Here is a 25,913-nt window from a genome sequence, read left to right as displayed (position 1 = left end):
GGGAGGGCTGTGGATTGGTCAGCGGAAGTCGCGGGACTTGCTGCGGGCTGCCAGGGGGAGGCGTTGGAGGTGTTCGGCGGAGAGGTTGGTGACTTCGCCGGCTCGTTCCACGCGGCCGCGGATGATGAGGGCGGCGGCGTTGCGGGCCACGGCGGCGTGGTGGTGCCAGCAGCCCACGGTGATGACGATGTTCGCCATGCCGGTCTCGTCCTCGAGGTTCATGAACGTGACACCGGAGGCGGTGGCGGGGCGCTGGCGGTGGGTGACGACGCCGGCGACCCGGACGCGGGCACCGTTCGGGGCCTCGCGGAGCTGGGCGGCGGACAGGATGCCCTCGGCGCGGAGCTTGTCGCGGATGCGTTCCATCGGGTGGCTGGTGGTGGTGATCGAGGTGGACCACAGATCGGCCATGTCCGCCTCGATGTCGCTCATTCCGGGCAGCGTCGGCGGCGGACCGGCCGCGGTGATCCCGGCCAGCTGACCGGGGCGTTCCTCGGCGGCCCGGCCCGCTTCCCACAACGCCTGCCGCCGATCGAGGCCGAAGCAGTCGAACGCCCCCGCGGTCGCCAGCGCCTCGACCTGCGCCGCGGTGATCCCGGTCCGCCGGACTAGGTCGGCCATCTCGGTGAACGGCCCGCCCCGCTCCCGCTCCTCGACGATCAGCTTCGCGCCCTTCTCCCCCACCGTGCGTACTTCGGACAGCCCGAGCCGGACCGCGAACGCGCCGTCGCGGCGATGCGCCGTGGTGTCGAACGGCGCCTTCGGGTCGAACGGACCCACCAACGGCTGCGGGTCGTCCAGACACGTGTCCATCCCGGTCGGCCCGGTGAGCTCCTGCCCCTCGACGAGCAGCTCGAGGCCCGCGTCGACACCCGAGAGGTGCAGGTGCGGACGCCGTACCTCGACACCGTGGCGGCGGGCATCGGCGACCAGGGACTGCGGCGAGTAGAAACCCATCGGCTGCGCCCGCAGCAGCGCCGACAGGAACGCGGCCGGATAGTGCAGCCGCAGCCACGTGCTGGAGTAGACGAGCAGCGCGAAGCTGATCGAGTGCGACTCGGCGAACCCGAAGTTCGCGAACGCCTCGATCTTGGCGTAGATCTCGTCGGCCAGCTCGCCGGTGATCCCGTTGCTCGCCATCCCGGCGTACAGCTTGTCCTTCAGCGACGAGATCCGCTCGATGCCGCGCTTGGACCCCATCGCGCGGCGGAGCAGGTCGGCCTCGTCGCCGTCGATCTCGCCGACCGCCATCGCCATCTGCATCAGCTGCTCCTGGAACAGCGGCACGCCCATGGTCCGCTCCAGCACCGGCCGGAGCTTCGGGTGCAGGTAGGTGACCGGCTCCTCGCCGGTCCGGCGGCGGATGTACGGATGCACGGCGCCGCCCTGGATCGGCCCGGGCCGGATCAGCGCGATCTCGGTGACCAGGTCGTAGAACCGGCGCGGTTTCAGCCGGGGCAAGGTCGCCATCTGCGCGCGGGACTCGACCTGGAACACACCCACCGAGTCCGCCCGGCAGAGCTGGTCGTAGACCCCGGCCTCCTCCCGCGGGATCGTGTGCAGCTCCCACGACTCCCCGATCTGCTCGCGGACCATGTCCAGGCAGTACTGCAGCGCGGCCAGCATGCCGAGCCCGAGCAGGTCGAACTTCACCAGCCCCATCCACGCGCAGTCGTCCTTGTCCCACTGCAGGACCGTGCGGTTCTCCATCCGGGCGTGCTCGATCGGCACCACCTCCCCGACCGGGCGCTCGGTCAGCACCATCCCGCCGGAGTGGATCCCCAGGTGCCGCGGGAACTTCAGCAGCTCGGTCGCCATCGCCACCACCTGCGGCGGGATGTCGTGCTCGGTCGAGGTGATCTCCGGGCTCCAGCCGTCCACCTGTTTCGACCACGCGTCCTGCTGGCCGACGGAATACCCGAGCGCCTTCGCCATGTCGCGGACCGCGGACTTCGGGCGGTAGGAGATCACGTTCGCCACCTGGGCCGCGTTGTGCCGGCCGTACTTGGAGTAGACGTACTGGATCACCTCCTCGCGGCGCCCGGAGTCGAAGTCGACGTCGATGTCCGGCTCCTCGGCGCGGGTGGTGGCCAGGAACCGCTCGAACGGCAGGTTGTAGAGGATGCTGTCCACCGCGGTGATCCCGAGCGCGTAGCAGACCGCCGAGTTCGCCGCCGATCCCCTGCCCTGGCAGAGGATCCCGTGGTCGTGCGCGAACCGGACGATGTCCTCGACGATCAGGAAGTACCCCGGGAAGCCCTTCTCCTCGATCACGTCCAGCTCCCGCTCCAGCCGCTCGTACGCGTCCGGGCGCTGCTCGCGCGTCCCGTACCTGCGCGCGGCGCCGGCGAAGGTCAACTCCCGCAGCCACGACATCGGGTCATGACCGTCCGGTACGTCGCGCAGCGGCAGCTTCGGCTTCGCCCGGGCGAGATCGAACGCGAGCTGGTCGGCCAGCGTCACCGAGCGCGCCACCGCCCCGTCGTACCGCCGGAAGCGCGCGGTCATCTCCGCGCCGGAGCGCACGAACGCCATCCCGCTCGACGGCAGCCAGCCGTCCATCGCGTCCAGGTCGCGACGGGCCCGTACGGCGGCCAGCGCGGCCGCCAGCCGGTGCTTGGCCGGGGTGGCGTAATGAACGTTGTTCGTGGCAACTACCGGGAGACCGTGGCGGGCGGCCAGATCGGCCAGGATCCGGTTCCGCGTGGTGTCGCCGGGGTGGTGGTGGTCGATCAGCTCGACAACCACCCGGTCCTTGCCGAACAGCGCGGTCAACCGGTCCAGCTCGCGACCGGCCGCGGCCGGACCATCGGCGCGGCCGCCGCGCTCGAGCGCCTGCCGGACGAGGCCCTTACGGCACCCGGTCAGAATCACCCAGGCGTCACGCCCCTTGTCAGCCAGCCGTTCCAGCGAGTAGACCGGCTTCCCTTTCTCTCCACCTTTCAATTGCGCCTCGGTGATCTCACCGGCCAGCTTGTGATACCCCTCCTGGCCCTCGGCCAGCACCAGTAGGTGGCAGCCCTCCGGATCGGCGACCCCGTTCTGCGGGCCGGTCAGGTCCAGCGACAGCTCCGCCCCGAACACGGTCGGCAGCGAGTACGCCGCCGCGGCCTCGGCGAACCGCGCCGCGCCGTAGAACCCGTCGTGATCGGTCAGCGCCAGCGCGTGCAGCCCCTGCCGGACGGCGGCCTCGACCAGGTCCTCCGGCTGGGAGGCGCCGTCCAGGAAGGAGAAGTTCGAGTGGACGTGGAGCTCGGCGTACGGCACCGAGTGCTCAGGGCGGCGGACCGGCTCCGGCACGTACGGCCCGCGGTGCTGGGACCAGGCGGGACTGTCGCCGCCGTCGGCCGTCACCGGGCGGCCGCCGTGACTGCCCGGGCGCGAGCGGTCCGACAGCTTGCGCTCCAGCTCCGACCACTTGATCGGCGGATTGTTGTAGCCCATGAGGACCATATTAGAACATGCGTTCGACGCACTCCAAGACCGGTACTACGGTTCTCGGATCGGGTCGAGTCGGCTCCCTGGCTGGGTAAGGCGCTCGTGGACGTCGAGGGTGAGTTCGAGGGCGAGCAACGCACTGGCGGGTTCGATGCGGTTGTCGGTGTCCCCGGTGAGGCAGGCGAGCACGTGGTCGATCATGGCTGCATAGGGGCTGATGTCGACGAGCTCGATCGGGCGCTCGCCGTCGGCGGTGTGTTCGGTGAGGGAGGCCTGGCCTTGTCCGGTGAAACCGGCGGTCATGGCGTATTCGAGCGTTCCGTCGGCGAAGACGGCGCGCCAGCCACCTCGCATCCCGTAGGGCTGAGGCATCAGCGCGGAGCTGCTGAGACGAGCGAACGCGTCGGAGTAGCTGAGCAGCACCGATGCGGCGGACCCGCGACCGGCAGGCCCGTCGATGCCGGTGACCTGGACGGTGTCTGGTCGGCCGAGCAGTCCGGTGACCAGGTCAAGGTCGGCGTGCATCATGTCCAGCGCCAACGTGCGCAAGGTGAGGTCGTAGCCCGGCCACAACAGCGCCGTGCGCCCTTCGCTCTCGAGCAGCATCAGTGACCCGTAGCGCCGGTCGGTCACCGCGTCGCGTAGCCACTGATGGGCGGGAGTGAACCTGGAGAACATGTCCACGAACGCCCGCCGGCCGGTGGCCTGCTGGACTTCGATGATGCGGCGTGCGTCGCCGAGGTTGGCGGCCAGCGGCAACTCGATCAGGACGTCCTGGCCTGCCTGCATCGCCTGCACCGCCACGTCGGCGTGCAGCCGGGTGGGCAGGCAGATGTCGATCAGGTCCATCGAGTCGTCGGTGATCACGGAGCTCAGGTCGGTGGTGGTCGTGAATCCGAACTGCTCGCCGATCATGGTCAGCTTCTCTGGTGTTCGCCCGAAGACGATCACCTCGTCCACGTCGGGGCGTTGGGCGTAGACGGCGGCGTGGGCCTGGCCGAATCCGGTGCCGAGCAACGCGACCTTCATGCTGGCGACTCCTTTCGTGCCGGCGCCTCTGCCCTCGCGACCGGACCGCAAGCGCTCCTCGACCATCACACTAGGCCCCGATCTTCGTGCGGGACGTGTTCGATGCGCCAAGAAGCTACTACGGTGTTCGCCATGCTGACGCAGGTCGCTGACGGTGTGCTGACCCACCAGAGCGAGCTACTCCAGAACAACGCCGTCGTGGTGCAAGGCCGGGGCGGTGTGTTGCTGGTCGATCCCGGGATCACGGGTGACGAGATGGCCTGTCTCGCGAGCGATCTGCGCGAGTTGGGGCAGCCGGTCGTGGCGGGTTTCTCGACACATCCTGACTGGGATCACGCGCTCTGGCACCCCGAGTTCGGCGACGTGCCCCGTTACGGCACGGCCCGCGGTGCGGCCTTTCTGCAAGAGCTGCTGTCGAACGCGGACTGGAAGGACGTCGTCGCCGAGGGCTTGCCGCCGGAGATCGCCGACGAGATACCGCTGGACCTCTTCGGCCTCATCACCGGCCTGCCCGCGGAGACCGCTCAGCTTCCCTGGGACGGCCCGGCCGTCCGGATCATCGAGCATCCGGCGCACGCCCAGGGCCATGCGGCGTTGTTGATCGAGGAGCGCGGCGTCCTCGTCGCCGGCGACATGCTGTCCGACATCCTGATCCCGTTCCCCGATCCGGGCGCCGCGGATCCGCTCGAGGACTACCTCGCCGGACTGCGGCGGCTCGAGGACGTGGCGGACGGCGTCGAGGTGGTCATCCCCGGCCACGGATCCGTCGGCGGAGCCGAGCAGGTACGCACACGGATCGACCTGGACCGGGCGTACGTCCAGGCCTTGCGTGACGGCCGGGCTGCCGACGACCCGCGCATCGGCCCGTCGGCCACGTTCGGCAACGACTGGCTGCCCGACGTGGCCGCCTGGCAACGACAGCAGTTCGCCCCGAAGAGCCCGTAAATGGCTGGCTGGTGCGGTGGGCCGGTTGGTACCGTGCCGTGGTCCGTGACATCACACCTGGAGGTGACGCCCCATGAACGCAGTAGCAGTGGGTGCTCCCCCCTCGTGGTCACGGGCGGGCGATTGACGTAGGTGTCGCCGGGAGCGCCTCGAGACCTCAGGCACTCCCGAGAGGAAACACCTATGAACCCTTCGCCTTCCGGTCCGGGCCTCGGCGCCCACGCGGTGACGATCTCCCGCGTCGCGGACCATCAGTGGCACGCGATCGAGAACGACCTGGTCGTCGGTCGCGGCCACGCCTCCCGCCGGCTCGACGGCCGGACCTTCGTCAGCATCGACACCTGGCGAGACGATGTCTTCGACCAGCTCGCCGCCTCGATCCTGGCCGACCAGGCGGCACCGCTGTACACGGTGGTCGACGAGGCCGACCGTGATCTCACGGCCAGTTGGACACGCACGGGATTCGTGACCTCGCGCCGTGAAGCGGAGTTCGCCGTACCCACGGATCTCACCGCGGCGACCGTACCGCCAGGCGTGGTCATCTCCGGCGACGCGGCCGAGGCTCCGTTGCGCGAGCTCGACCGAGCGATTCGCGCCGAGGTCGAGGCAGGCGCCGGCTGGCAGACCATGCCTGCGGAGGTACTGCCCTGGCAGGGCGGGACGAGACCGCTCCACCCGTCGAACTACACGGTCGCGATGCGGGACGGCCGGTACGTCGGGCTGGTCCGGCTGGCGACGAGGACCCGGCGCCCGCGCATCGGGCTGATCGCCGTACTGGCCGCCGAGCAACGACGCGGGATCGGACGGGCCTTGCTCCGTCACGCGCTGGACGGGCTGTACCGCTCCGGCTTCGAGGCGGCCACGGCGGAGGTCGACCAGACCAACACGGCCGCGACGGCGCTGCTCGAGGGGCTCGGCGCGCGCCGTACCGGCAGCAGTCTGGAACTGGTCCACCGGCCGGGAAAGGCCTGAACGATGCCCAGAACAGCAGGCGGCATCGAGGTCGAGGGCACCGTCGTCGAGTGCCTCCGCAACGCCAACTTCCGGGTCGAACTCACCAACGGTCACCAGGTCCTCGCCCACATCAGCGGGAAGATCCGGAAGAACTACATCAAGATCCTCCCCGAGGACCGCGTCCTCGTGGAGCTCAGCCCCTACGACCTGACCCGGGGCCGGATCATCTTCCGCTACCGGAACTGAGCCGCTGTCACCCATCCCACACACCTCCCGCCGGGATCAAGACTAGAACATATGTTCGATGACGCGCTAATCTGAAAACATGCTTGGTCGGTTCACGGTTCGCCCGTCCGACGACGGATCCAACAGGTTCGGCGTCTGGGACGGAGCGGTCAACGGGTGGCGTGCAACAGGGATCGACGACGAAGGGAAGGCGCGGGAGCTGGCCTCCGACCTGGACGTGCAGTACGACGCTCACGGTCCGAGGCCGGCCGACGCCGTACGGCATGTGGATCCCAGCCAGCAGGTCCAGCGGGCCACCTGGTCCACCGGCGAACTGGACGTCTGGATCCGCGACAACGGCGAATGGCTGGGCCGCTTCCGCGACAAGAACGGCGAGATCACCTGGGTCCCGGGCAGCGACCTGAGACCACTCTGAAGCCAGGCTCAGCGCGGACGGTTCGCGGTGGGTTTGGGCGGCGCGGGTGGCTTGGCGTTCGGGTTGCCGATCATCCTCTTCGGCGGCGCCACGAAGCGTTCGGCCGGCAGCCCGCTGAGGGCGCCTTGCATCGCGGTCTGCCACAGCGGCCCGGCGGTGCCGGAACCGGTCGGGTCGGAGATGTCCCGGCCGTTCAGCGTGTGGCGGTACATCAGGTTCGTGTACGGGAGGTTCGCGTCCGCGACCACCGCGGCGGCGGCCAGGTTCGGCGTGTACCCGGCGTACCAGACGGCCTTGTTCTCCTGGATGGTTCCGGTCTTGCCGGCCATGTCGCGGGTCCCGAACCGCAGCCGCCCACCGGTGCCGCCCGGCATCATCACCGCGGCGAGGACCCGGTTCACACCGTCCGCGACCTGCCGCGACAGGACCTGCTTGCAGTCGATCCCGGGCCCGGGCACCGGCCGCCCGGCCTTGTCGCGCACCGACGTGACGACCAGCGGCGTGCAGTACTTCCCGCGCGCCGCGAACGTCGCGTACGCGTTCGACAGCATCAGCGGCGTCACGTACCCGACGCCGAGCGTCATCGAGATCACCTCGTCGAGCGGCTTGCCGGTCTGGCCGTTGTACATCCCGAGCTTGGCCGCGACCTTCGCGATCGCGCAGAGCCCGGTCCGCTGTGACAGTTGCAGGAAGTACGTGTTGGTCGAGTAGCGGGCCGCCTCGACCATGGTCAGGTTTCCGCCGCGGGTGGAGTTTCGCGGCCGGTACGTCGGGTCGCGTGTCGTTCCGCTACAGGTCTGGAACCTCGTCTTGCTCATGTCGATCTGCTGCGGCGAGTTGATCCGGTAGTCCATCGGGATGCCCTTGGCCAGCGCCGCCGCGATCGTGAACGCCTTCATCGTCGAGCCGTTCTGGAACCCGCCGTACCCGCCGGCGTACGACTTCTCGACGTTGTAGTTGTAGTTCGTCTGGAAGCGCCCGTTGCCGTACTTGCGGCTCTGCACCATCGCCTTCACCAGGCCGGTGCCCGGCTCGACGACCGTGATCGCCGCGACCGCACTGTCGGTGCGCTGGGTGTGCTTGTCGATCGACGCCTGCGCGGCAGCCTGGATCTTCGGGTCGATCGAGGTCCGGATCAGCAGGCCGCCGGTCTTCAGGTGGTGGTCACGGTCCTTCACGGTCGCGCCGAGCTCCGGGTTCTGGAGCAGTTTGGAGACCACGTAGTCGCAGTAGAACGGGTACCGCGAGTTGCCGCACCCGTTCGGCACCGGCTCGACCTTCGCCGGGTCGATCACCGGCGCTCGCAGCGCCAGGTTCGCCTGGTGCACGGTGATCACGCCGAGTTCGAGCATCCGTTTGATCACCACGTCCCGGCGGGCCTTGGCGCGGGCCATGTCGTTCGTCGGGTCGTAGCCGGTCGGGTTCTTCACCAGTCCGGCGAGCAGCGCGGCCTGCGGGAGCGTGAGCTTGTCGGCCGTCGTACGGAAGTAGTGCTGGGCCGCGGCCTGGACGCCGTACGTGCCGTCACCGAAGTTCGCCAGGTTCAGGTACCGCTCGAGGATCTGGTCCTTGGACAGCTCGCTCTCGACCGCGATCGCGTACCGCAGCTCGGCCAGTTTGCGCTGGTACGAGACCTCGGTGGCCTCCGCCCGCTCCTCCGCCGTCTTCGCCTTCTCGACCAGACTCATCTTCACGTACTGCTGGGTGATGCTCGACCCGCCCTGCTGCACCTCGCCGCCGGTCTGGTTGCGCACCATCGCGCGCAGCGTGCCCTTCAGGTCGAGCGCCCCGTGCTCGTAGAACCGGGAGTCCTCGATCGCGATGATCGCCTTGCGCATGATCGGGCTGATCGCGCTGAGCCGCACCGGTACCCGGTTCTGCTCGTAGAGCGTGGCGAGCAGCGAGCCGTCCGCCGCGAGGATGCGGCTGCGGACGGCCAGCGGCTCGCTCTCGAACTCCTTGGGCAGGCTCTCGACGGTCTCCACGACCTGCTCCGAGCCCTGGCCGGCGAAGCCGGCGAACGGGACCGCGAGTCCCGCCGCCAGCGCACCCGACAGCACGCTCACGCCGATGAACATGATCAACGACCGAGCCTTACTGCGACCGCCCCTGTCGGCACGCATGCGTCAAGGGTATGCGAGCGTTCAAGCCCGGGGTACCCCGGAATTGATTGCCTCGATCAACTTTGGCCGCAGTTCGCTCGCGCTGATGACCTCGTCGACCGATCCGACCTCGCGGGCCCGCTCGATACTGTGCACGCGGTCGAACTCGGCTGCGACTTCGCTCAACTTCTCCGACCGTACGGCGGTACGCACCTCCGCAAGCTGCGTCGCCAGCGCGGCCCGCTCCGCACCGGACGCCTCGCCGACCCGCTCGGCCAGCGACGCCACCCGCGGATCCGCGGCGGTCCGCGCGTCCACCTCGGCCGCGAACACGACGGCCGCCGCCGGCGCGCCGCCGAGCACCGAGGCGAACGAGCCTTCCACCGCGAGCACCGTCATCGACGGGTTCAGCGACTTGGAGAACACCACGAACGCGCCGCCGTGGTACCGCGAGACGACGCAGAACACGATCGGCCCGCGGAAGTTCACCATCGCGCGCCCGATCTCCGCGCCGTACTCGAGCTGCAGGTTGCGCATCGAGTCCGGTGAGCCGTCGAACCCGGACAGGTTCGCCAGCACCACGAGCGGCCGGTTCCCGCTGGCCGAGTTGATCGCCCGCGCGACCTTCTTCGACGACCGCGGGAACAGCGTGCCGGCGGTGTAGGTGTCCGGCCCGTCGGTGGGCGGGAAGCCCCGGCGCGGCACCGAGCGGGACTCGATCCCGACCAGGCACACCGGGAACCCGCCCAGCCGCGCGTCCTGCACGACCGCGGTGTCGGCGTCGGCCATCCCGGCCCAGCGCTCCAGCACCGGGTGGTCCTGGTCGGTGACCGCCCGCATCAGCGTCCGGATGTCGAACGCCTTCTTCCGGTCCGGGTTGGTCGCCGCCGAGAAGATCTCGCCGATCGTCTTGAAGTCGCTCCCGGCCAGGTCGTGCGGGTACGGCGTGACGTCGCGGTCCACCGGGTCCGACGTCTCTGCCCGCCGCGGCCCGCGCTCCCCCGGAACGACGTACGTGTGGTCGTAGTACGTCATCAGCACGTCCCGCGCGCCCTTGAGGTCCGCGGCCCAGTACTGCGCCTGCCCGTTCGGGCCCATCACCCGGTCGTAGCCGCCGATGCCGAAGTTGTCCTCGGCGGACACGCTGCCGGAGAAGTCCAGCGTCTGCTTTCCGGTCAGCACCATCGCGCTGTCCGGCGTCATCACCAGGATGCCCTTGGTGTGCATCAGCATCGTCGCCTCGGCGTTCCAGTACGGCTGCGCGCCGACGTTGATGCCCGCGACCACGACGTTGATCTCGCCACCGGCCTGGGTGAACTCGACGATCCGCTTCAGCGCCTTGGCGACCCAGTCCATGTTCTCGGTGCCGGAGTCCATCGAGATCCGGGCGCCGGCCGACAGCGAGTACCACTCGACCGGGACCCGCATCCGCTCGGCCAGGTCGAGGGCCGCGATGATCCGCGCGCACTCCGCCTCGGCCACCGCGCCGAGTGCCTTCGTCGGGTCGCCGCTCATCGCGACCCGGGTGACGCCCTCGGGGTACCGGATCGTCGGCGTGGTGACGATGCCGACGATGATGCCGGCCTTGTTCAGGCCCTTCGGGCGGTCCACCGGGACCAGGTTGCCGTTGTCGTCCAGGTCGTGCTCGACGAACGATCCGCCCTGGCCCGCGACCATGCCGCTGACCTCGTACGGGTAGATCGTGTTCCGCCGCCGGGACCGCTGCACCTTCTGCGCGTAGTCGTCGAGCGGCAGCAACCGCCCGGTCGGCGGCTGCTCCACCGAGGTGACGACTCCGGCACCGTGCTGGTAGTAGAACCGCGCGGCGACCGGGTTGACGGCGCCGTCCGGCGCCGCGACCCGGCCCTGGACCAGGACCTCCTCGATCCCGGCGCCCGCGGTCATCGGGGCGATGTTGCGCTGCAGCGCGGTCACCTCGTCGACCTGGGCCTCGACCACCGGCCAGATCTGCACCCACACGTGGTTCATGTCGAGCTTCGCACCCGCCGCGCCGCGCGCCGTCCGCGCCTGCCGGATCGCCTCCAGGCAGTTAGCGATCGCGCGCTCCGCGTGCGGCAGCGACGTGACCTGGCCGTCCTCGTCGCGGACGACCGCGAACTGGCGGACCTGGGCCAGCGCGACGAGCCGCCGGTCGGCCTCGTTCTCCCGCGCGACGCAGTAGTACAGGAGCACGTCCTCGGGTGCGTCGAGGCGGGTGATGCGGAAGTCGCGCAGCCGCCAGAGGTTCAGGCGGCGACCCACCATCGGGTGCACGCCGCGGACGTTGTCGTCCTCGGTCATCGACCCGCCGGCTGGGCGGTACGTGAAGTACGAGACCGAGCGGCCCTCTCCCGGGGCGACGGCGACCGAGATCCGGCGTACCCGCTGGGCGATCGGCAGGTCGGCGACCATTCGGCGGTACAGGTCCGAGGCGTCCTGCTGCGACTCGGGCAGGTCCGAGTCGTACACGTACAGCTCGACGACCGCTTCGTGACCCGCCGTACGGGCGTCGACCTGAGCGGTCAGCGCGCGCGACAGGCCGCTGCCGGGGTCGGCCAGCTCGGCGACCGTGCCGACCGTCGTGACGAGATGGCTCGGGCGGTCGTCGATCGTGTAGTCGGCGGTCGCGAACGGCCGCCCGTCGACGGCGAACTCCCGCAGGTCGTGCAGCTCGTACTCGCGGTAGTGCCGCCGGACGAGCACCTCGAGCATCGGCTCGCGCTCACCCCAGCCGCGCTCCACCCGCTGCGCGAGGAACCGGACGATCGGCTCCGGGATCGCGGCCAGCGCGTCGATCCGCTGCTGCCGGTCCGGCGCGTCCGGGTGCGCGGCCAGGTCGGCGACCTCGTCGCCCACGCCCGCGATGATCGACGCCCGCTCGGCGTCCACCTGCGGCTGGTCGAACCACCGGAACCGCACGCTGCGGGCCAGGTCGCCCACCACCGGGAACCGCAGCTGCGTCGCCAGCACCAACCGGTCCAGCAGCTCGTGCACGCACTCGTCCAACGGCGCCTCCGGCCGCGGCTCGGCGATCCACCGCTGCAGCACCGAGGTCACCAGCAGTACGTCGGGAGTCGAGCGCTGCTGTGCCAGGAAGATCCGGAAGACCGCCTCCTCCAGCTCGGGGCTGCGCTCCAGCCCAGTCACGCCGTAGTTGCTCAGCACCCGGGTCAACCGCGCCTGGAACTCGGTCGGCAGCCCGCCGCGGTCCGGATCGAGGCTTTGCAGGTAGGTGTAGAAGTACTCGCGCGGGCTGTGCACCCGGTTCTCGATGGTGGTGTCGGTGTCGCCTGCCGGCCGGTTGCGGCTCAGCTCGGCGAAGTCCGCGAACACCGTCAGCAACTCGATCTCGGCGTCGACAGGAGGCTCGGCGAGCTCCGACCGTGCCGTGAGGTAGTCGGCCAGCATGCCGCCCTCGTCCTGCGGGTCGATGTCGAACCCGAGCAGCATGCTCCGCAGGTCGTCGAGCCCACGCTCCACCCGCTCGGCCGCGGACTTCTCCCCTGTCCCGTTCGGCAGATCCAGCTGTACGCCGTTCTGCACCGGAGCAGCATCCGCAACCGCGGACTCGTCCGCCACCGGCTCCAGCCGCAGCAGCGGCGCGCCGGTCTCCACCTGGCTACCGGTGGAGACCTGCAACTCCTTCACGGTCGCCTTGAACGGCGCGTAGAGCACCGTCTCCATCTTCATGCTCTCCAGCACCAGCACGGGAGCACCGGCCTCGACCTCGGCGCCGGTCTGCACCGGCGTCGCCACCACGAGCGCCGGCGCGGGCGAACGCAGTACGCCGCCCTCGTCGCGACTCACGCGGTGCGTCACGCCGTCGACCTCGACGAGGTGCACCGGCCCGTGCGTCGCGGTCACCAGGCGGAACCGCTGCCCGCCGACGACCAGCCGGCTCCGGTACTCGTCGAGCCGCTCCAGCTCGGCGTCCACCACCTTCAAGTGGTCGTTCCCGTTACCGACGCCGACGCGGAACCGCTCCGGGCCGATCCGCGCCACGGTGACCCGGTAGCTCGCGCCGCGCAGCTTCAGGTCGATCGCGCGACCGACCTCGTGCTGGACCTGCGGACGGCCGCCGTGCGCGGTCTCCAGCAGCCGGGTCCGCTCGACCTGCTCGGCGTCCTCGTACCCCTCGATCGCCGCCGCGACCAGCGCGACGCCGGAGTGCCGGTGCGACACCAGGCGACCCTCACCGCGCACCCGGTCGATCCAGCCGGTGTCCGCGCTGCCGTCGATCACCTCGGGCTGGTCGAGCAGCTCGAGGATGAAGCTCTTGTTGGTCGCACCGCCCTCGATCAGCACGGTCGTCGCGGACATCGCCCGCCGCAGCCGGGCGAGCGCCTCCTCGCGGGTGCGGCCGTACCCGATGATCTTCGCGATCATCGAGTCGAAGTCGGCCGGGATGCTGTCGCCGGCGCTGACACCGGTGTCCACGCGGATCCCGGGACCGGCGGGCAGGTCGAGGACGGCGATCCGTCCCGGCGACGGCGCGAAGTCGCGGTCCGGGTCCTCGGCGTTCAGCCGGGCCTCGACCGCGTGCCCGCTCTCCACCGGCTTGCCGCCCACCAGCCGGCCGCCGGACGCCACGTGCAGCTGCGCCTTCACCAGGTCGAACCCGGTGGTCAGCTCGGTGATCGGGTGCTCGACCTGCAGCCGGGTGTTGACCTCGAGGAACGCGAAGGACTTCTCCCCCGGGTGGTACAGGAACTCGACCGTCGCGGCACCGCGGTACCCGACCGCGATCGCGAGCCGCTCGGCGGACGCCTTCAGGTCATCGACCTGCGACGCGGACAGCAGCGGCGACGCCGACTCCTCGATGACCTTCTGGTTGCGGCGCTGCACCGAGCAGTCCCGGACGCCGAGCGCCCACGCCGTACCCTCACCGTCCGCGATCACCTGGACCTCGACGTGCCGGGCGCCGGTGACGAGGCGCTCCAGGAACACCACGCCGCTGCCGAACGCGCGGGCCGCCTCCTCGCTGGTCCGCGCGTACGCCTCGGAGAGCTCGCCGGCGGAACGGACCACCCGGATACCGCGGCCACCGCCCCCGGCCGTTGCCTTGAGCATCAACGGGTACCCGATCCGCTCGGCCGCCGCCAGCGCCGCGTCCAGCGACTCGACCGCGCCGCGGCTCCACGGAGCGACCGGTACGCCGACCTCCTCGGCGATCAGCTTCGAGCCGATCTTGTCGCCGAGCTTGCGCATCGCCTCTGCCGACGGGCCGATGAAGGTCACGCCGATCCGGTCGCACAGCTCCGCGAACGCGGGGTCCTCGGCGACGAACCCCCACCCGACCCAGGCGGCGTCCGCCCCGGTCTCGCGCAGCGCACGCTCCAGGACCGCGAGGTCGAGGTACGGCCGGGCCGACGCCGGGCCGAGCGGGTAGCTGATGTCCGCGGCCCGCACGAAGGTCGCGGTGCGCTCGCCGTCGGTGAACAAGGCCACGGTCTCGATCGGGTCACCGCCCTCGGCGTTGACCTCGCGGACCGCGTTGATCAGCCGCATCGCGGCTTCACCCCGGTTCACTATTGCGATACGCTTGAACATCGACCGCCTCCGTGTCTCACCCTGAGTTTCGCGGACAGACCTCTCCCCTGGATCGCAGGAGACAGCTGTCGCTGGCACAGGTTTTCAGTCCACGGCCGTTACCGTCGAGTCGGCCCCCTGTTCAGGCGTGTTTCGACGTCTGGTACGACGTCCCCGACGATGACCCCTGCCGTGCGGAAAACTGCCAGGAGGGCTTCTGGGAGGGGATGAGGGACATGACGGACGACGTGATCGGCCGGCTGCGCGGCGAGGTCGCCGGGCCGGTGCTGGCGGCGGGCGACGAGGGGTACGCCGAGGAGTTGTCCGGGTTCAACCTGGCGGTGACGCACACGCCGGACGTCGTGGTCGGGCTGACGTCCGAGGACGACGCGGTGGCGGTGGTCCGTGCGGCGGCCGGCACCGGTACGCCGGTCCGCGTGCTCGCGACCGGGCACGGGATCCCGAACCCGATCCAGGGCGGCATCGTGGTGACCACGACGCGGATGACCGGCGTGAGCGTCGACGCGGAGGCGCAGGTCGCGCACATCGCCGCCGGCAGCCGGTGGGCCGAGGTGGTCGCGGCCGCCGCACCGCACGGCCTGGCGCCGGTCACCGGCGCGTCCGACGCGGTCGGCTGCATCGGCTACACGCTCGGCGGCGGCCTCGGACCGCTCGCCCGCACCTACGGGTTCTCCTCCGACTGGGCGCGCGGCTTCCGGGTTGTGACCGCCACCGGTGCCGTGACCGCGAACGCGACCGAGAACCCGGACCTGTTCTGGGCACTGCGCGGCGGCAAGGGCGGATTCGGCATCGTCACCGCGATGGACTTCGGACTGGTCGAACTGACCACCCTGTACGGCGGCTCGGTGCTCTTCGACGCGGAGCACATCGCACCCGTCTTCCGTACCTGGGCGGAGTGGACGAAGACGCTGCCCGAGACCGCGAACTCGTCGGTCGTGATCCTGCGGCTGCCCCCGCTCGAGTTCATCCCCGGGCCGCTGCGCGGCAAGACCGTGCTGAGCGTGCGGTTCGCGTACGTCGGTGACGCCGCCGAGGGCAAGCGCCTCTTCCAGCCGATCCGGGACGCCGGTACGACGCTGATCGACGGCGTCGGCGAACTGCCGGCGAGCGACATCGCGCTCATCCACAACGACCCGAAGGACCCGACGCCGTCGTGGGACCGCGGGCTGATGCTGAACGAACTGGACGCCGGCTTCGTCACCACGTTCCTGGACGTGGCCGGGCCGGAGCAGGAGCTCCCGTTGATCGCGGTCGAGATCCGGCACCTGGGTGGTGCGACGCAACGCGACGTTCCGGAGGGCAGCGCGGTCGGCGGTCGCGGCGGGGCGTGCACGCTGACGCTGATCGGCGTACCAGACCCGAACCTCTTCGAAAAGGTGCTTCCGGCAACGGTCGCCGGAGTCCTCGAGCGGCTCCGGCCGTGGGTGTCCGCGGAGACCACGGTGAACTTCGCCGGCGGCTTCGCCCTGCCGGGGTCGTACGAGGCGTCCTGGCCGGCCGAGACCTTCACCCGGCTGGCGGAGGTCCGCGCGACGTACGACCCCGACCGGCTGTTCCCGTACGGTCCTAGCTAGTCCGCCACGAGTACTGCGGTTCGTAGCCGAGCAGGCGGCGGGCCTTGTCGATGGACAGCAGCGTCTCGTTCGGGCCGAACGGCCGCTTGACCGGTACGCCGGGAAACACCTCCGCGAGCAGCTCCTCGTTGGGCCTGGACATCACCGTGTCCGCCCGCGGCGGGTAGTCCTCGTCGACCGGCACGTACGGCGGGAACTCGTCGAACGGCAGGCCCAGCACCGTCTCGCTCGACGCCCACACGAGCTTGCGGACGCCGGCTCTCAGAGCACCGTCTGGCCGAAATCGGTCAGATCCAGCCGTGTGGACGTCAGGTCGGCCCGCGCCGGTGCAGCCTGGTCGAGGGCGACCACGTCCCAGCCGTGGTCCGCGAGATGATCGACGACCGCCCGGCCGAGCTTGCCGCTGCTGCCGGTGACCGCAACCCGCCTCTGTTCACTCACCCGGTGATCATCGCACTAGGGTGTGAAATGCCACTGTGGAAGGACACATCGTGAAACTTGCTGGGCGGATGGACCGACTGGGCACCGAGTCGGCGTTCGAGGTGCTTGCGAAGGCGAAGGCGCTGGAGGCCCGGGGGCGCGAGATCGTGCACCTGGAGATCGGTGAGCCGGATTTCGACACGCCACCCCACGTGATCGCGGCGGCGCAGCAGGCGCTGGACAAGGGCCACACGCACTACGTGCCGGCGCCGGGCATCCCCGAGCTGCGGACCGCGGTCGCGGACTTTCTCGACCGCACCGGCCGGCTGCGGACGACGCCCGACCGCGTGCTGATCACGCCCGGTGCGAAGCCGATCATGTTCTTCACGATCCTGGCGCTCTGCGAGGAGGGCGACGAGGTCCTCTATCCGGATCCCGGGTTCCCGATGTACGCGTCGATCGCGTCGTTCGCGGGGGCCAAGCCGGTGCCGGTGCCGCTGCGCGAGGAGAACGGTTTCGTCGTCGACCCCGACGAGCTGCGCTCGCTGGTGACCGATCGCACCAAGCTGCTGATCCTCAACTCGCCGCACAACCCGTGCGGTAGCGCGTCGACGCCCGAGCAGTTGCAGGCGATCGCGGAGATCGCGATCGAGCACGACCTCGTCGTGCTGAGCGACGAGGTCTACTGGGCGCTGCGGTACGACGGCGAGCACCACAGCGTGCTCGACCTCGACGGCATGGCGGAGCGGACTGTGCTGCTCGACGGCTGGTCGAAGACGTTCGCGATGACCGGGTGGCGGCTGGGGTTCGGTGTCTTCCCGGAGCCGCTGGTGGAGCCGGTGACGCGGCTGATGATCAACTCGGTGTCGTGTACGTCGGCGTTCAGCCAGCACGCCGCGATCGCCGCCCTCGAAGGTCCGTGGGACGACGTCGACCGGATGCTCGAGGCGTTCCGCGAGCGGCGCGAGGTGATCGTCTCCGGCCTGAACGCCGTACCTGGCGTCTCGTGCGTCGAGCCAGGCGGCGCGTTCTACGCGTTCCCGAACATCAGCGAGCTCGGCGTCCCGGCGGCGACCCTGTCCGACCGCCTCCTGGACGAGGCCGGTGTCGCCTGTCTGCCCGGCACATCGTTCGGCGCGTACGGCGAGGGCCACCTGCGCTTCTCGTACGCGAACTCGATCGAAAACATCCGCCGCGCCCTCGACGCCTTCACGGAGCTGGCGAACCGCTCATGAGCACGGACCAGCACGGACACACGCATCGGCTCGATCTCGGTGACGCGTCGGTGCGGGAGTGGGACGCGACGGTTGTCGGCGTGGATCCGGAGCGCGGGATCGTGCTCGACCGGTCCGCGTTCTACCCGGGCGGCGGCGGGCAGCCGCCGGACGAGGGTGTGCTGCTGTGGGGCGGCGTCCGGACGCGGATCGTCGGGACGGTCAAGGGTGACGACCTGTACCTCGTGCCGCACGAGGGCGATCCGGTGCCGGCCGTGGGTACGGCGGTACGGGGAGCGCTGGACGACGAACGGCGTACCCAGCTGATGCGGACACACTCCGGGCTGCACGTACTCACTGGCGTCGTGTTCCGGGACTTCGGCGCGCTGGTCACCGGCGGCAACATGGAGCCGTTGTCGGCGCGGATGGACTTCGACCTGGCCGAGGTGCCGCCGGACTTCAAGGACCGGGTCGCCGAGGCGGTCAACGCGGAGATCCGCACCGACCGCCGGATCACGGTCAGCAACCTGCCGCGCGAGGAGGCATTCGCGATCCCGGACATCATCCGGACCGCGACGAACCTGCTGCCACCCGACATCGAGGTCGTCCGGATCGTCGACATCGCCGGCCTCGACACCCAGGCCGACGGCGGCACGCACGTCGCCTCCACCGCGCTGATCGGCCGCATGGAGGTCGTGAAGATGGAGAGCAAGGGCAGAGGTTTCCGGCGGCTCCGCGTCCGGATCACCTGACCGCCGGCGCGGTCAGTCCGCCGGCTGCTGCTTCTGCTCGGCGGCCTGACGGCGTACGTCGGCCTGGCTGCGTAGGTCGGCCTGGATGGCGCGCTCGTGTTCCAGCCAGTCGGGATTCTCGGTCTTGATCGCCTCGATCTCCGCGGTGGTGAGCGCCTCGGTGATCCCGGCCCTCGCCAGCCCGCTGATCGACACACCGAGCTTCGCGGCCACCACCGGCCGCGGGTGCGGACCGTCGCGGCGCAGGTCGCGCAGCCACTCGGGCGGGTCGGCCTGCAGCGCGTTCAGTTCGTCGCGCGAGACCACACCGTCCTGGAACTCCGCCGGTGTCGCCTGCAGGTACACGCCGAGCTTCTTCGCCGCCGTGGCAGGCTTCATGGTCTGGATCTTGCGCGCCGTCATGGCAGCAGCGTAACGCCCGGTAACCTGACAACCGTGACCGGATTCCGGCTGGGGTACGTCCCCGGCGTGACGCCCGCGAAATGGGCCCGGATCTGGACCGAGCGGCTCCCCCGCGTCCCGCTCGAGCTCGTCCAGGTCTCCGCCGCCGACGCCCCCGGTCTGGTACGGCGTGAACTCGCCGACGGAGGCGCCGACGCCGTCCTGCTCCGGCTCCCGATCGACCGCACCGGCCTGCACGCCATCCCGCTGTACGTCGAGAAGACGGTCGTCGTGGTGCCCAAGGACCACCTGATCACGGCCGCCGACGAAGTCACCGCCGACGACCTCGCGGACGAGCTGATGCTGCATCCGCGGGACGACGTACTCGACTGGGACCACCCGCCCGGTCGCCTGATCGACGAACGCCCGGCCCGCACGGCGGACGCGGTCGAGCTGGTGGCGATGGGGACCGGCCTGCTCGTGGTCCCGCAGTCGCTGGCCCGCCTGCATCACCGCAAGGACCTGACCTACCGCCCGCTGACCGGCGTACCGGAGTCCGAGGTCGCGCTCAGCTGGCCCGAGGACGGGACCACCGAGCTCGTCGAGCACTTCATCGGCATCGTCCGCGGCCGCACCGCCAACAGCACCCGCGGCCCGGCCGTCCCCGAACGCCAGGCCAAGCCCCGCCGGCCCAAGCCGCCACCGCCCAAACCGCAGCCGCAACCGGGCCGCCCGAGGAAGCCCCGGCGCCGCCGCTAGAAATAAGTTGAGGCTTCAACTATCATCGGTGACATGGCGATCTTCCGGTTGAACCACGCGGTCCTGTACGTGCGCGACGTCGCGGCGAGCGTCGCGTTCTACCGAGACGTTCTCGGCTTCGGCTACACCGAGACCGGTGACGCCATCCCCGGCGCCGCGTTCCTGCGCGCGCCCGGATCCACCAACGACCACGACCTGGGCCTGTTCCAGATCGGCTCCCAGGCCGGGCCGTCCGGTGCGGGGCGAACCACGGTCGGTCTGTACCACCTCGCGTGGGAGGTCGACACGCTCGGTGACCTCGAGGACCTGGCCGGGAAGCTGAGCCAGGCCGGTGCCCTGGTCGGTGCGTCCGACCACGGCACGACGAAGTCGCTCTACGGCAAGGACCCCGACGGCCTGGAGTTCGAGATCGTCTGGATCATCCCCGCAGGCCTGCTCACCGACGAGGACCGCGCGAAGAGCGGCGTCGCCCGCCTGGACCTCGCAGCCGAGATCGCGAAGTACGGCCGCGAGGCCCGCAGCGGCATCGGCATCTCCCGCGTCGGCTGACCAGGTCCGGACGACCCCTTTAGCCACCCACGATGTGCGTGGCGATGCGGAGCGAACCGGCCAGGACCGTGAGGACCGGGTTCACGCCGCCGTTCGTGACGTGCACGGAGGCGTCGGCGATCCACACGTTGGCGTGCCCCCAGACGCGACCGTACGGATCGGTGACCGAGCGGGCCGGATCGTCACCCATCCGGCAGGTCCCGGCCTGATGCTGCCCGGTGCTCGGCCGCCCCAGGCTGCCGAGCTCGCCCACCGACGTCCGGACCGCACCCGCCTCGTCCAGCCAGGCCTTCGCCTTGGCGCTCATGAAGCGGTGCGCGCGGGCGTCCTCCGGATGGATCGCTCCGCTGGTCACCACGACCGGATTGCCGAACCGGTCGACGACGGACGGGTCGACGCGGACGCGTGAGTCCGCCGACGTGACCTCCTGGATCGGGCCGACCACCCGCAGCATCCGCCGCACCTCGCGCCGCATCGCCTGCACGCTCTCCGCACCGGCGACCGGGATCAACCCAGCACCGGTCAGATAGTCGTACGTCGAGGCGGGCGTCGGCACGAACTCGTTGGCGAGCATCCCGCCGCCGACGATCCCGTCGTTCCCGTGCCGGAAGTCGCAGGTCGCGATCGACACACCGGGCCCGACGAGATCGACCACCTCGTCCTCGAACAGCCCCACCGCACCGGCGTACACGTGCGCCTGAAGGTGCCGCCCGACCTGATCCTGGTTGTTGCCGATCCCCTGCGGCTCCGCGTCGTGTGCACTGTTCAGCAGCAGTCGCGGCGTCTCGGAGGCGCCGGCCGCGACCACCACCTCCTCGCACGCGACGGTCCGCCGCCAGATCCCGCCGTACCCGTCGCTCGCGACCAGGGCGACGCCGACGACGCGGCCGGTGTGATCGGTGACGAGCCGTTCGGCCGTGGTCTCGATGACCAGCGTGCAGTTCCCGGTCGCGAGAGCGGCCGGCAGGGCGGTGTTGTGCGTCCCGGACTTGGCCTCGACCGGGCAGGCGAACCCGACGCACTGGCCGCACCGCACGCAGCCGGATCGTCCTTGGTAGTCGATCGAGTTGATCAGCAGCGGTACGTCGAGCGTGCCCCAGCCGAGGCGCTCGGCGGCACCTGCCAGCAGCTCGGCCGGCCCGGTCCGCGGCATCGGCGGCATCGGCAGCGGGATCGACCGCGGGCCGTGCCAGGGATCCGTTCCCCCGCCGCTGACGCCGAACCGCTGTTCCGCCAGCGAGTAGTAGGGCTCCAGATCGTCGTACGAGATCGGCCAGTCGGCGAGCGCGCTCCCGTCCGGCACGCCGTACGTCGTAGCCATCCGGAAGTCCCGCGGGACGAACCGCCACGCCTGGGCGCCGTACACCCGCGTCCCGCCGCCGACCGTGAACGCGTTGTTGCCCCAGCCGCCGTCAGGCGGCAGCACCCGGCTGCGGACGCCGTCCGCGACCGCGACCCGCGGACGCCCTGCCGGATCAGGATCCGTGACCGCCGGCAGGCCTGTCACCGAGCGTGGATTCCGCAGGTGATCGCGCATCAGCGAATCCGTGGACGGGTAGCTGCCCAGCTCGACGACGAGCACCGACCGCCCCGACTCCGCGAGCACCTGAGCGGCAGCACCTCCACCGGCGCCCGAGCCGATCACCACACAGTCGTACCGCTCTCCCAGCGCGTCCCGCGGTGTCGTCCGCAGCTCGGTCTGCACTGCCGCGAACTCACCGGTCCGCCACCCCAACTTCTCCCAGGCCGCGGGCTCCGCGTAGTACCCCTGCGCGATCAGCCGGACCAGCCACGCCCCGTCAGCATCCGCCAGTACGCCGTCGAGCCCGGCATCCCCGAGAGCCGCCAACCCTCGCGACACCCGATCGGCCCAGTCCGGCCGATCCTCTGTCAGGACTCGCTCGACGAATCGGACCGCTTGATCGCCACCGGGCACCACCAGCTCCGCGAGCCGCGCGAGCACCAGACGTTGCTGTTCGGACAGGCGCACACCCGGATCCTTTCACACCGTCCGGGCGCGCAAACTTTTGTACTTGCCGGTCCATTTTTGCCGAGCAACGCTGGTGCACATGGCACTTGACGACTACTACCTGCTCGGGCGATCGGGGCTGCGCGTCAGCCGGCTCGCACTGGGAACCATGAACTTCGGGCAGTCCGGATTCCACGCGCCGTACGGCAAGACCGAGGACGAGGCGCGGGCGATCTTCCGGACCTATGTCGAGGCCGGCGGCAACTTCGTGGACACCGCCGACTTCTACACCGCGGGTGAGAGCGAACGGATCCTCGGCCGACTGATCGCCGAGGCGGGCGTGCGGGAGCGGATGGTCCTCACCACCAAGGCGACCAACAGCGTCGACTCCGGCGACCCGAACGCCGGCGGCAACAGCCGCAAACACCTGATCCGCGCCCTCGACGACTCCCTGCGCCGGCTCGGCACCGACTACGTCGACCTGTTCCTGCTGCACACCTGGGACCGCATCACCCCGGTCGACGAGGTACTGCGGACGCTCGACGACCTCGCTCGCGCCGGCAAGATCCGGTACGCCGGGTTGTCCGACGTACCGGCCTGGTACGCCGCTCGCGCGCAGACGCTGGCCGACGCGCATTCGCTGACACCGATGGTCAGCCTGCAACTGCCGTACTCGCTGATCGAGCGGACGATCGAGACCGAGCACGTGCCGGTGGCGCAGGAGCTCGGGCTGGGCATCACCGCGTGGAGTCCGCTCGGCAGCGGGTTCCTGACCGGGAAGTACCAGCGCGACGACGCGAAGCAGCTGGCCGGCGAGGGGCGCCTGACCGGCGACGGCGCGGCCGGGCAGACCTGGTCCGATCGGCAGTGGGACCTGCTGACGGCCGTCCGCGACGTGGCCGACAAGCTCGGGGTGACGATGGCGCAGGTCGCCGTCAACTGGGCCGCCACGCAGCCGGGCGTCGCGTCCGCGATCGTCGGCGCGAGTCGTCCGGAGCAGCTCGAGTCGACCATCGCCGCACTCGGCTTCGAACTTCCGGCCGAGCTGCGCGCACAACTCGACGAGGCGAGCGCCGTACCGCCGTCGTCGGTCTACCGGATGTTCACGCCGGAGTACCAGGGCTGGCTCGTCAATCCCGGCGTGAAGGTCGCCGACAAGCCGGCCGGGTACCAGCCACCGGTGCTCAACTGGCGTTAACGCGCAGGTAGTCCAGGCAGAGGTCGAGCGCGTACTCCAGATGCGTCGCGGAGCCGGAGGCCATCAGGATCGCGACTCCTCCCTGGATCGCGGCGATCAGCGCGGCAGCGGCGCGGGCGGGATCCACGTCGGAACGGATCTCGCCCGCGGCCTGCATCTCCTCGATACCGGTCTCGAGCCGGCGCTGCCATTGCGCGAGCAGCTGCCCGGTGACCGCCTGCGCGGCCGGGGTGTGGCGGCCGATCTCCGTGATCAGGACGCCGAGCGGACAGTGCACGCCCTGCCGGCGGTACCTCTCGACGACGGCGTCACGCCACTTGCTCCACGCATCCCACGAGGTCAGCTGCCCGAGGTACGGCTCCTGGTCCTCGAGCACCTGCTCCGCCTCGCGCTCGGCGACCGCGAGCAGCAACTGCTCCTTGCCGTCGGGGAAGTAGTGGAAGAGCTGACTCTTCCCGGTCCGGCTGCGCCGCCCGATGTCGTCCAGCTTGACCGCGGCGATGCCGCGCTCACGAATCTCCGCCGCGGCCGCCGCCACGATCCGCTCCCGCGTCGCCACACCCTTCGCCGTCAGCACATCGTCAAATGTACCTGCGGGTCCAGCTCACTTCAGGGCGGCGGCGATGGTACGGGCGCAGTCGACGGACTCGGCGCGGGAGCTGTCGACCTCGACGTCGTACGTGACGCCCTCGTGGACGACGTACGCCTGCTGCTCGGCCATGCCGCGGGCACGGTTGCCGCGGGCAAGCTCCCGGCCGGCCGCGACCTGCGGGTCGCAGCGGACGCCGACCCAGAGTGTCTCGAGGTCGCCGATCGCGTCCCGCCAGCGCTGCTGCGAGTCGGCGCCGCCGAGGAACACGTCGTCGACGATCACCCGGCCGCCGGCCCGGCACATCGCGACGATCCCGGCGGTCCAGGCCGCGTCCAGCGCGCGGAACGCGGGTCCGACGTTCACCTCACCGTCCGGCCCGATGTCGATGCCGCCCTCCATCACGGCCGGCAACGCGTCGACGAAATCGTCCACGCTGAAACCCAGCCACGGGTCCGGTAGCACTGCCTGCAGGCACCGCACGATCCCGGTCTTCCCGGAACTCGAGCCGCCGTTGATGATGATCAGTCGCGCCGTCACGCCCGTAAGGCTAGAGGCTGCGCCGCGGTGTCCTCGACAGATTTCCCGGTACGCCGTGCCAGTCCGAGGAACGGCACCGCCAGCGTCTGGATCACCGCCGACACGAGGTACGCCGGACCGTATCCCCAGATGTCCGCTGTCCGGCCGAGCGCCGGCTGGACCACGACCCCACCGGCCGACCCGAGCAGGTTGTCGAACGACAGCACCGTCGCCCGCTGCGCGGACGGGATGTGACTGTTCAGGTACGCCTGCCGCACCGGCGACATCGCGGCGTACATCGAGCCCCACACCATCAGCAGCGCCAGAGCCACCCAGAACGACGTGACCAGACCGATCGCCACGATCATCAGTCCCGACACCACGATCGCCGCGATCAGCATCCGCATCCGGTCCCGGAACACGCGGGCCAGGTACGGCGCCGACGTGCCGCCCGCGATCTGCGCACCCGCGACGATCCCGGCGGACAGGCCGGCGATCGCGTACGAGTCGGCGTTTCCGTACAGCTCCAGCAGGTAGGGGTGGGCCGCGTAGAAGCCGTACACGCTCACCCCCGCCGTGAACGGACCTGCCAGCATCACCCAACGGACCCGGGGGTTGAGCAGCCCGTGCCGCAGCGACGCCCGCACGATCCCGGTCATCTCGCGGCGCACCGACGCGTCCGGCTTCGGCGTGAATCCCAGGTCGTGCATCGCCCGCCACGCCACCACGAACGTTGCCACGAGCAACACCGAGCGAGCGACGTACGGCAGGCCGAGGTTCGTCAGCTGCGCCAGGATCCCGCCGCCGATCGAGCCGGCCATCATCGCGATCCCGTTCACCACCTGACCCTTCGCGAACGCGGCGTCCAGCGACCCGCGGTACCCGGTCGCGTGCAGTCCATCGACCAGCCATGCCTCGGTCGCCCCGCTGAAGAACGTGAACCCGAGACCGAGCAGCGCCGAGACGATCGCCCACCACACGAACGGCGCGTGGATCTGCCACAGCAGGAGGTACAGCAGCGTCGTACCGACCAGCGTCGCGGTCCCGAGGAGGTACGACGTCCGCCGGCCGAGCGTGTCCGCGACGACCCCGGTCGGGACCTCGAACAACACCATGCCGACGGTGAAGAACGCGTTCGCGGCGAAGGTCTCCCCGATGCTCAGACCGGCGTCCAGCAGGAACAGCGTGTTGACGCCCCAGATCAACGACGACGCTCCTGTCGACACCGCGACCAGGGTGAGGTAGGTACGCAGTACTCGCTCGGCTGTCATGCCCGGAACGTCGGAGCCGCCCACCTGGTCTCGACACGC

General features: G+C 70.3%; 21 protein-coding genes. 10 read left to right on the top strand and 11 right to left on the bottom strand.

Translation table 11 applies throughout. From position 1 onward, the window contains the following. Positions 1-18: 18 nt before the first annotated feature. Positions 19-3,444 (bottom strand): error-prone DNA polymerase, encoded by a 3,426-nt coding sequence (locus BJY22_RS22990; protein WP_167209979.1) that lies wholly within the window; start codon positions 3,442-3,444, stop codon positions 19-21. Between the two features lie 45 nt (positions 3,445-3,489). After that, positions 3,490-4,467 (bottom strand): Gfo/Idh/MocA family protein, encoded by a 978-nt coding sequence (locus BJY22_RS22985; RefSeq protein WP_167209977.1) that lies wholly within the window; start codon positions 4,465-4,467, stop codon positions 3,490-3,492. A 132-nt stretch (positions 4,468-4,599) separates the two neighbouring features. Between BJY22_RS22985 and BJY22_RS22980 the strand changes: the two genes are divergently transcribed. The 4 genes from BJY22_RS22980 to BJY22_RS22965 all read left to right on the top strand — a co-directional run bounded on the left by BJY22_RS22980 (position 4,600) and on the right by BJY22_RS22965 (position 7,027). Next, complete coding sequence (locus BJY22_RS22980) at positions 4,600-5,412, top strand: MBL fold metallo-hydrolase (protein ID WP_167209975.1); 813 nt, start codon at positions 4,600-4,602, stop codon at positions 5,410-5,412. Between the two features lie 183 nt (positions 5,413-5,595). Continuing rightward, complete coding sequence (locus BJY22_RS22975; protein WP_167209973.1) at positions 5,596-6,384, top strand: GNAT family N-acetyltransferase; 789 nt, start codon at positions 5,596-5,598, stop codon at positions 6,382-6,384. A gap of 3 nt (positions 6,385-6,387) precedes the next feature. Continuing rightward, the gene (infA, locus tag BJY22_RS22970) at positions 6,388-6,612 is read left to right on the top strand and encodes a translation initiation factor IF-1 (RefSeq protein WP_167209971.1); all 225 of its coding nucleotides are present in this window, start codon (positions 6,388-6,390) and stop codon (positions 6,610-6,612) included. 79 nt (positions 6,613-6,691) lie between these two features. Beyond that, positions 6,692-7,027, top strand: coding sequence for a hypothetical protein (locus BJY22_RS22965; RefSeq protein ID WP_167209969.1), 336 nt, complete (start codon positions 6,692-6,694; stop codon positions 7,025-7,027). 8 nt (positions 7,028-7,035) lie between these two features. On the opposite strand, the gene BJY22_RS22960 is transcribed toward BJY22_RS22965, so the two are convergent. Continuing rightward, on the bottom strand, positions 7,036-9,150 hold the full coding sequence (locus BJY22_RS22960; RefSeq protein ID WP_167209967.1) for a transglycosylase domain-containing protein: 2,115 nt from the start codon (positions 9,148-9,150) through the stop codon (positions 7,036-7,038). 21 nt (positions 9,151-9,171) lie between these two features. Further along, positions 9,172-14,679: an ATP-binding protein gene (locus BJY22_RS22955; RefSeq protein ID WP_167209965.1), complete on the bottom strand. Its 5,508-nt coding sequence runs from the start codon at positions 14,677-14,679 to the stop codon at positions 9,172-9,174. Positions 14,680-14,894: 215 nt separating this feature from the next. Between BJY22_RS22955 and BJY22_RS22950 the strand changes: the two genes are divergently transcribed. Then, complete coding sequence (locus BJY22_RS22950) at positions 14,895-16,253, top strand: FAD-binding oxidoreductase (protein WP_167209963.1); 1,359 nt, start codon at positions 14,895-14,897, stop codon at positions 16,251-16,253. On the opposite strand, the gene BJY22_RS41145 is transcribed toward BJY22_RS22950, so the two are convergent. Together BJY22_RS41145 and BJY22_RS41790 are read right to left on the bottom strand one after the other, a co-directional pair. Next, the gene (locus BJY22_RS41145; protein ID WP_202891224.1) at positions 16,246-16,473 is read right to left on the bottom strand and encodes a hypothetical protein; all 228 of its coding nucleotides are present in this window, start codon (positions 16,471-16,473) and stop codon (positions 16,246-16,248) included. The two genes, BJY22_RS22950 and BJY22_RS41145, sit on opposite strands and share 8 nt — an antisense overlap. A gap of 41 nt (positions 16,474-16,514) precedes the next feature. Next, a complete protein-coding gene (locus BJY22_RS41790; RefSeq protein WP_337758880.1) occupies positions 16,515-16,694 on the bottom strand; it encodes an NAD-dependent epimerase/dehydratase family protein in 180 nt (59 codons plus the stop codon). Positions 16,695-16,744: 50 nt separating this feature from the next. On the opposite strand from BJY22_RS41790, the gene BJY22_RS22940 reads away from it, so the two are divergent. Both BJY22_RS22940 and BJY22_RS22935 read left to right on the top strand, forming a co-directional pair. Further along, positions 16,745-17,908: an aminotransferase class I/II-fold pyridoxal phosphate-dependent enzyme gene (locus tag BJY22_RS22940; RefSeq protein ID WP_167209962.1), complete on the top strand. Its 1,164-nt coding sequence runs from the start codon at positions 16,745-16,747 to the stop codon at positions 17,906-17,908. Beyond that, the gene (locus tag BJY22_RS22935; RefSeq protein ID WP_167209960.1) at positions 17,905-18,639 is read left to right on the top strand and encodes an alanyl-tRNA editing protein; all 735 of its coding nucleotides are present in this window, start codon (positions 17,905-17,907) and stop codon (positions 18,637-18,639) included. The genes BJY22_RS22940 and BJY22_RS22935 overlap by 4 nt, the downstream gene beginning before the upstream one ends. A 12-nt stretch (positions 18,640-18,651) precedes the next feature. On the opposite strand, the gene BJY22_RS22930 is transcribed toward BJY22_RS22935, so the two are convergent. Beyond that, positions 18,652-19,041: a DUF5997 family protein gene (locus BJY22_RS22930; protein ID WP_167209958.1), complete on the bottom strand. Its 390-nt coding sequence runs from the start codon at positions 19,039-19,041 to the stop codon at positions 18,652-18,654. 33 nt (positions 19,042-19,074) lie between these two features. Here BJY22_RS22930 and BJY22_RS22925 point away from each other — a divergent pair, with 33 nt between their 5' ends. Together BJY22_RS22925 and BJY22_RS22920 are read left to right on the top strand one after the other, a co-directional pair. After that, positions 19,075-19,779, top strand: coding sequence for a LysR substrate-binding domain-containing protein (locus BJY22_RS22925; RefSeq protein WP_337758879.1), 705 nt, complete (start codon positions 19,075-19,077; stop codon positions 19,777-19,779). 33 nt (positions 19,780-19,812) lie between these two features. After that, positions 19,813-20,328 carry a VOC family protein gene (locus tag BJY22_RS22920; protein ID WP_167209956.1) on the top strand — a complete coding sequence of 172 codons (516 nt, stop codon included), beginning with the start codon at positions 19,813-19,815 and terminating at the stop codon, positions 20,326-20,328. A 19-nt stretch (positions 20,329-20,347) separates the two neighbouring features. Here BJY22_RS22920 and BJY22_RS22915 read toward each other — a convergent pair whose 3' ends face one another. After that, complete coding sequence (locus BJY22_RS22915; protein ID WP_167209954.1) at positions 20,348-22,318, bottom strand: GMC oxidoreductase; 1,971 nt, start codon at positions 22,316-22,318, stop codon at positions 20,348-20,350. Positions 22,319-22,397: 79 nt separating this feature from the next. Between BJY22_RS22915 and BJY22_RS22910 the strand changes: the two genes are divergently transcribed. Continuing rightward, positions 22,398-23,495 carry an aldo/keto reductase gene (locus BJY22_RS22910; RefSeq protein ID WP_167209952.1) on the top strand — a complete coding sequence of 366 codons (1,098 nt, stop codon included), beginning with the start codon at positions 22,398-22,400 and terminating at the stop codon, positions 23,493-23,495. On the opposite strand, the gene BJY22_RS22905 is transcribed toward BJY22_RS22910, so the two are convergent. From BJY22_RS22905 to BJY22_RS22895, 3 genes are read right to left on the bottom strand one after another with little or no spacing between them, the layout of a single operon-like run. Continuing rightward, the gene (locus tag BJY22_RS22905) at positions 23,482-24,072 is read right to left on the bottom strand and encodes a TetR family transcriptional regulator C-terminal domain-containing protein (RefSeq protein ID WP_167209950.1); all 591 of its coding nucleotides are present in this window, start codon (positions 24,070-24,072) and stop codon (positions 23,482-23,484) included. The two genes, BJY22_RS22910 and BJY22_RS22905, sit on opposite strands and share 14 nt — an antisense overlap. A 27-nt stretch (positions 24,073-24,099) precedes the next feature. Then, a complete protein-coding gene (gene cpt, locus BJY22_RS22900) occupies positions 24,100-24,624 on the bottom strand; it encodes a chloramphenicol phosphotransferase CPT (RefSeq protein ID WP_167209948.1) in 525 nt (174 codons plus the stop codon). Further along, complete coding sequence (locus BJY22_RS22895; RefSeq protein ID WP_167209946.1) at positions 24,621-25,874, bottom strand: MFS transporter; 1,254 nt, start codon at positions 25,872-25,874, stop codon at positions 24,621-24,623. Before BJY22_RS22895 ends, cpt begins: the two co-directional genes overlap by 4 nt. Between the last annotated feature and the right edge of the window lie 39 nt (positions 25,875-25,913).

Source organism: Kribbella shirazensis, from assembly GCF_011761605.1.
Classification (GTDB): Bacteria; Actinomycetota; Actinomycetes; order Propionibacteriales; family Kribbellaceae; genus Kribbella; species Kribbella shirazensis.
The sequence above is the reverse complement of the archived record's forward strand: the minus strand, read 5'-3'. Positions and strand labels throughout refer to the sequence as shown.

What these genes read in the sequence shown, in the direction of transcription:
- BJY22_RS22990 (WP_167209979.1), bottom strand. Translation starts at nt 3,444, where the DNA reads ATGGGCTACAACAATCCGCCGATCAAGTGGTCGGAGCTGGAGCGCAAG.
- BJY22_RS22985 (WP_167209977.1), bottom strand. Translation starts at nt 4,467, where the DNA reads ATGAAGGTCGCGTTGCTCGGCACCGGATTCGGCCAGGCCCACGCCGCC.
- BJY22_RS22980 (WP_167209975.1), top strand. Translation starts at nt 4,600, where the DNA reads ATGCTGACGCAGGTCGCTGACGGTGTGCTGACCCACCAGAGCGAGCTA.
- BJY22_RS22975 (WP_167209973.1), top strand. Translation starts at nt 5,596, where the DNA reads ATGAACCCTTCGCCTTCCGGTCCGGGCCTCGGCGCCCACGCGGTGACG.
- infA (WP_167209971.1), top strand. Translation starts at nt 6,388, where the DNA reads ATGCCCAGAACAGCAGGCGGCATCGAGGTCGAGGGCACCGTCGTCGAG.
- BJY22_RS22965 (WP_167209969.1), top strand. Translation starts at nt 6,692, where the DNA reads ATGCTTGGTCGGTTCACGGTTCGCCCGTCCGACGACGGATCCAACAGG.
- BJY22_RS22960 (WP_167209967.1), bottom strand. Translation starts at nt 9,150, where the DNA reads ATGCGTGCCGACAGGGGCGGTCGCAGTAAGGCTCGGTCGTTGATCATG.
- BJY22_RS22955 (WP_167209965.1), bottom strand. Translation starts at nt 14,679, where the DNA reads ATGTTCAAGCGTATCGCAATAGTGAACCGGGGTGAAGCCGCGATGCGG.
- BJY22_RS22950 (WP_167209963.1), top strand. Translation starts at nt 14,895, where the DNA reads ATGACGGACGACGTGATCGGCCGGCTGCGCGGCGAGGTCGCCGGGCCG.
- BJY22_RS22935 (WP_167209960.1), top strand. Translation starts at nt 17,905, where the DNA reads ATGAGCACGGACCAGCACGGACACACGCATCGGCTCGATCTCGGTGAC.
- BJY22_RS22930 (WP_167209958.1), bottom strand. Translation starts at nt 19,041, where the DNA reads ATGACGGCGCGCAAGATCCAGACCATGAAGCCTGCCACGGCGGCGAAG.
- BJY22_RS22920 (WP_167209956.1), top strand. Translation starts at nt 19,813, where the DNA reads ATGGCGATCTTCCGGTTGAACCACGCGGTCCTGTACGTGCGCGACGTC.
- BJY22_RS22910 (WP_167209952.1), top strand. Translation starts at nt 22,398, where the DNA reads ATGGCACTTGACGACTACTACCTGCTCGGGCGATCGGGGCTGCGCGTC.
- BJY22_RS22895 (WP_167209946.1), bottom strand. Translation starts at nt 25,874, where the DNA reads ATGACAGCCGAGCGAGTACTGCGTACCTACCTCACCCTGGTCGCGGTG.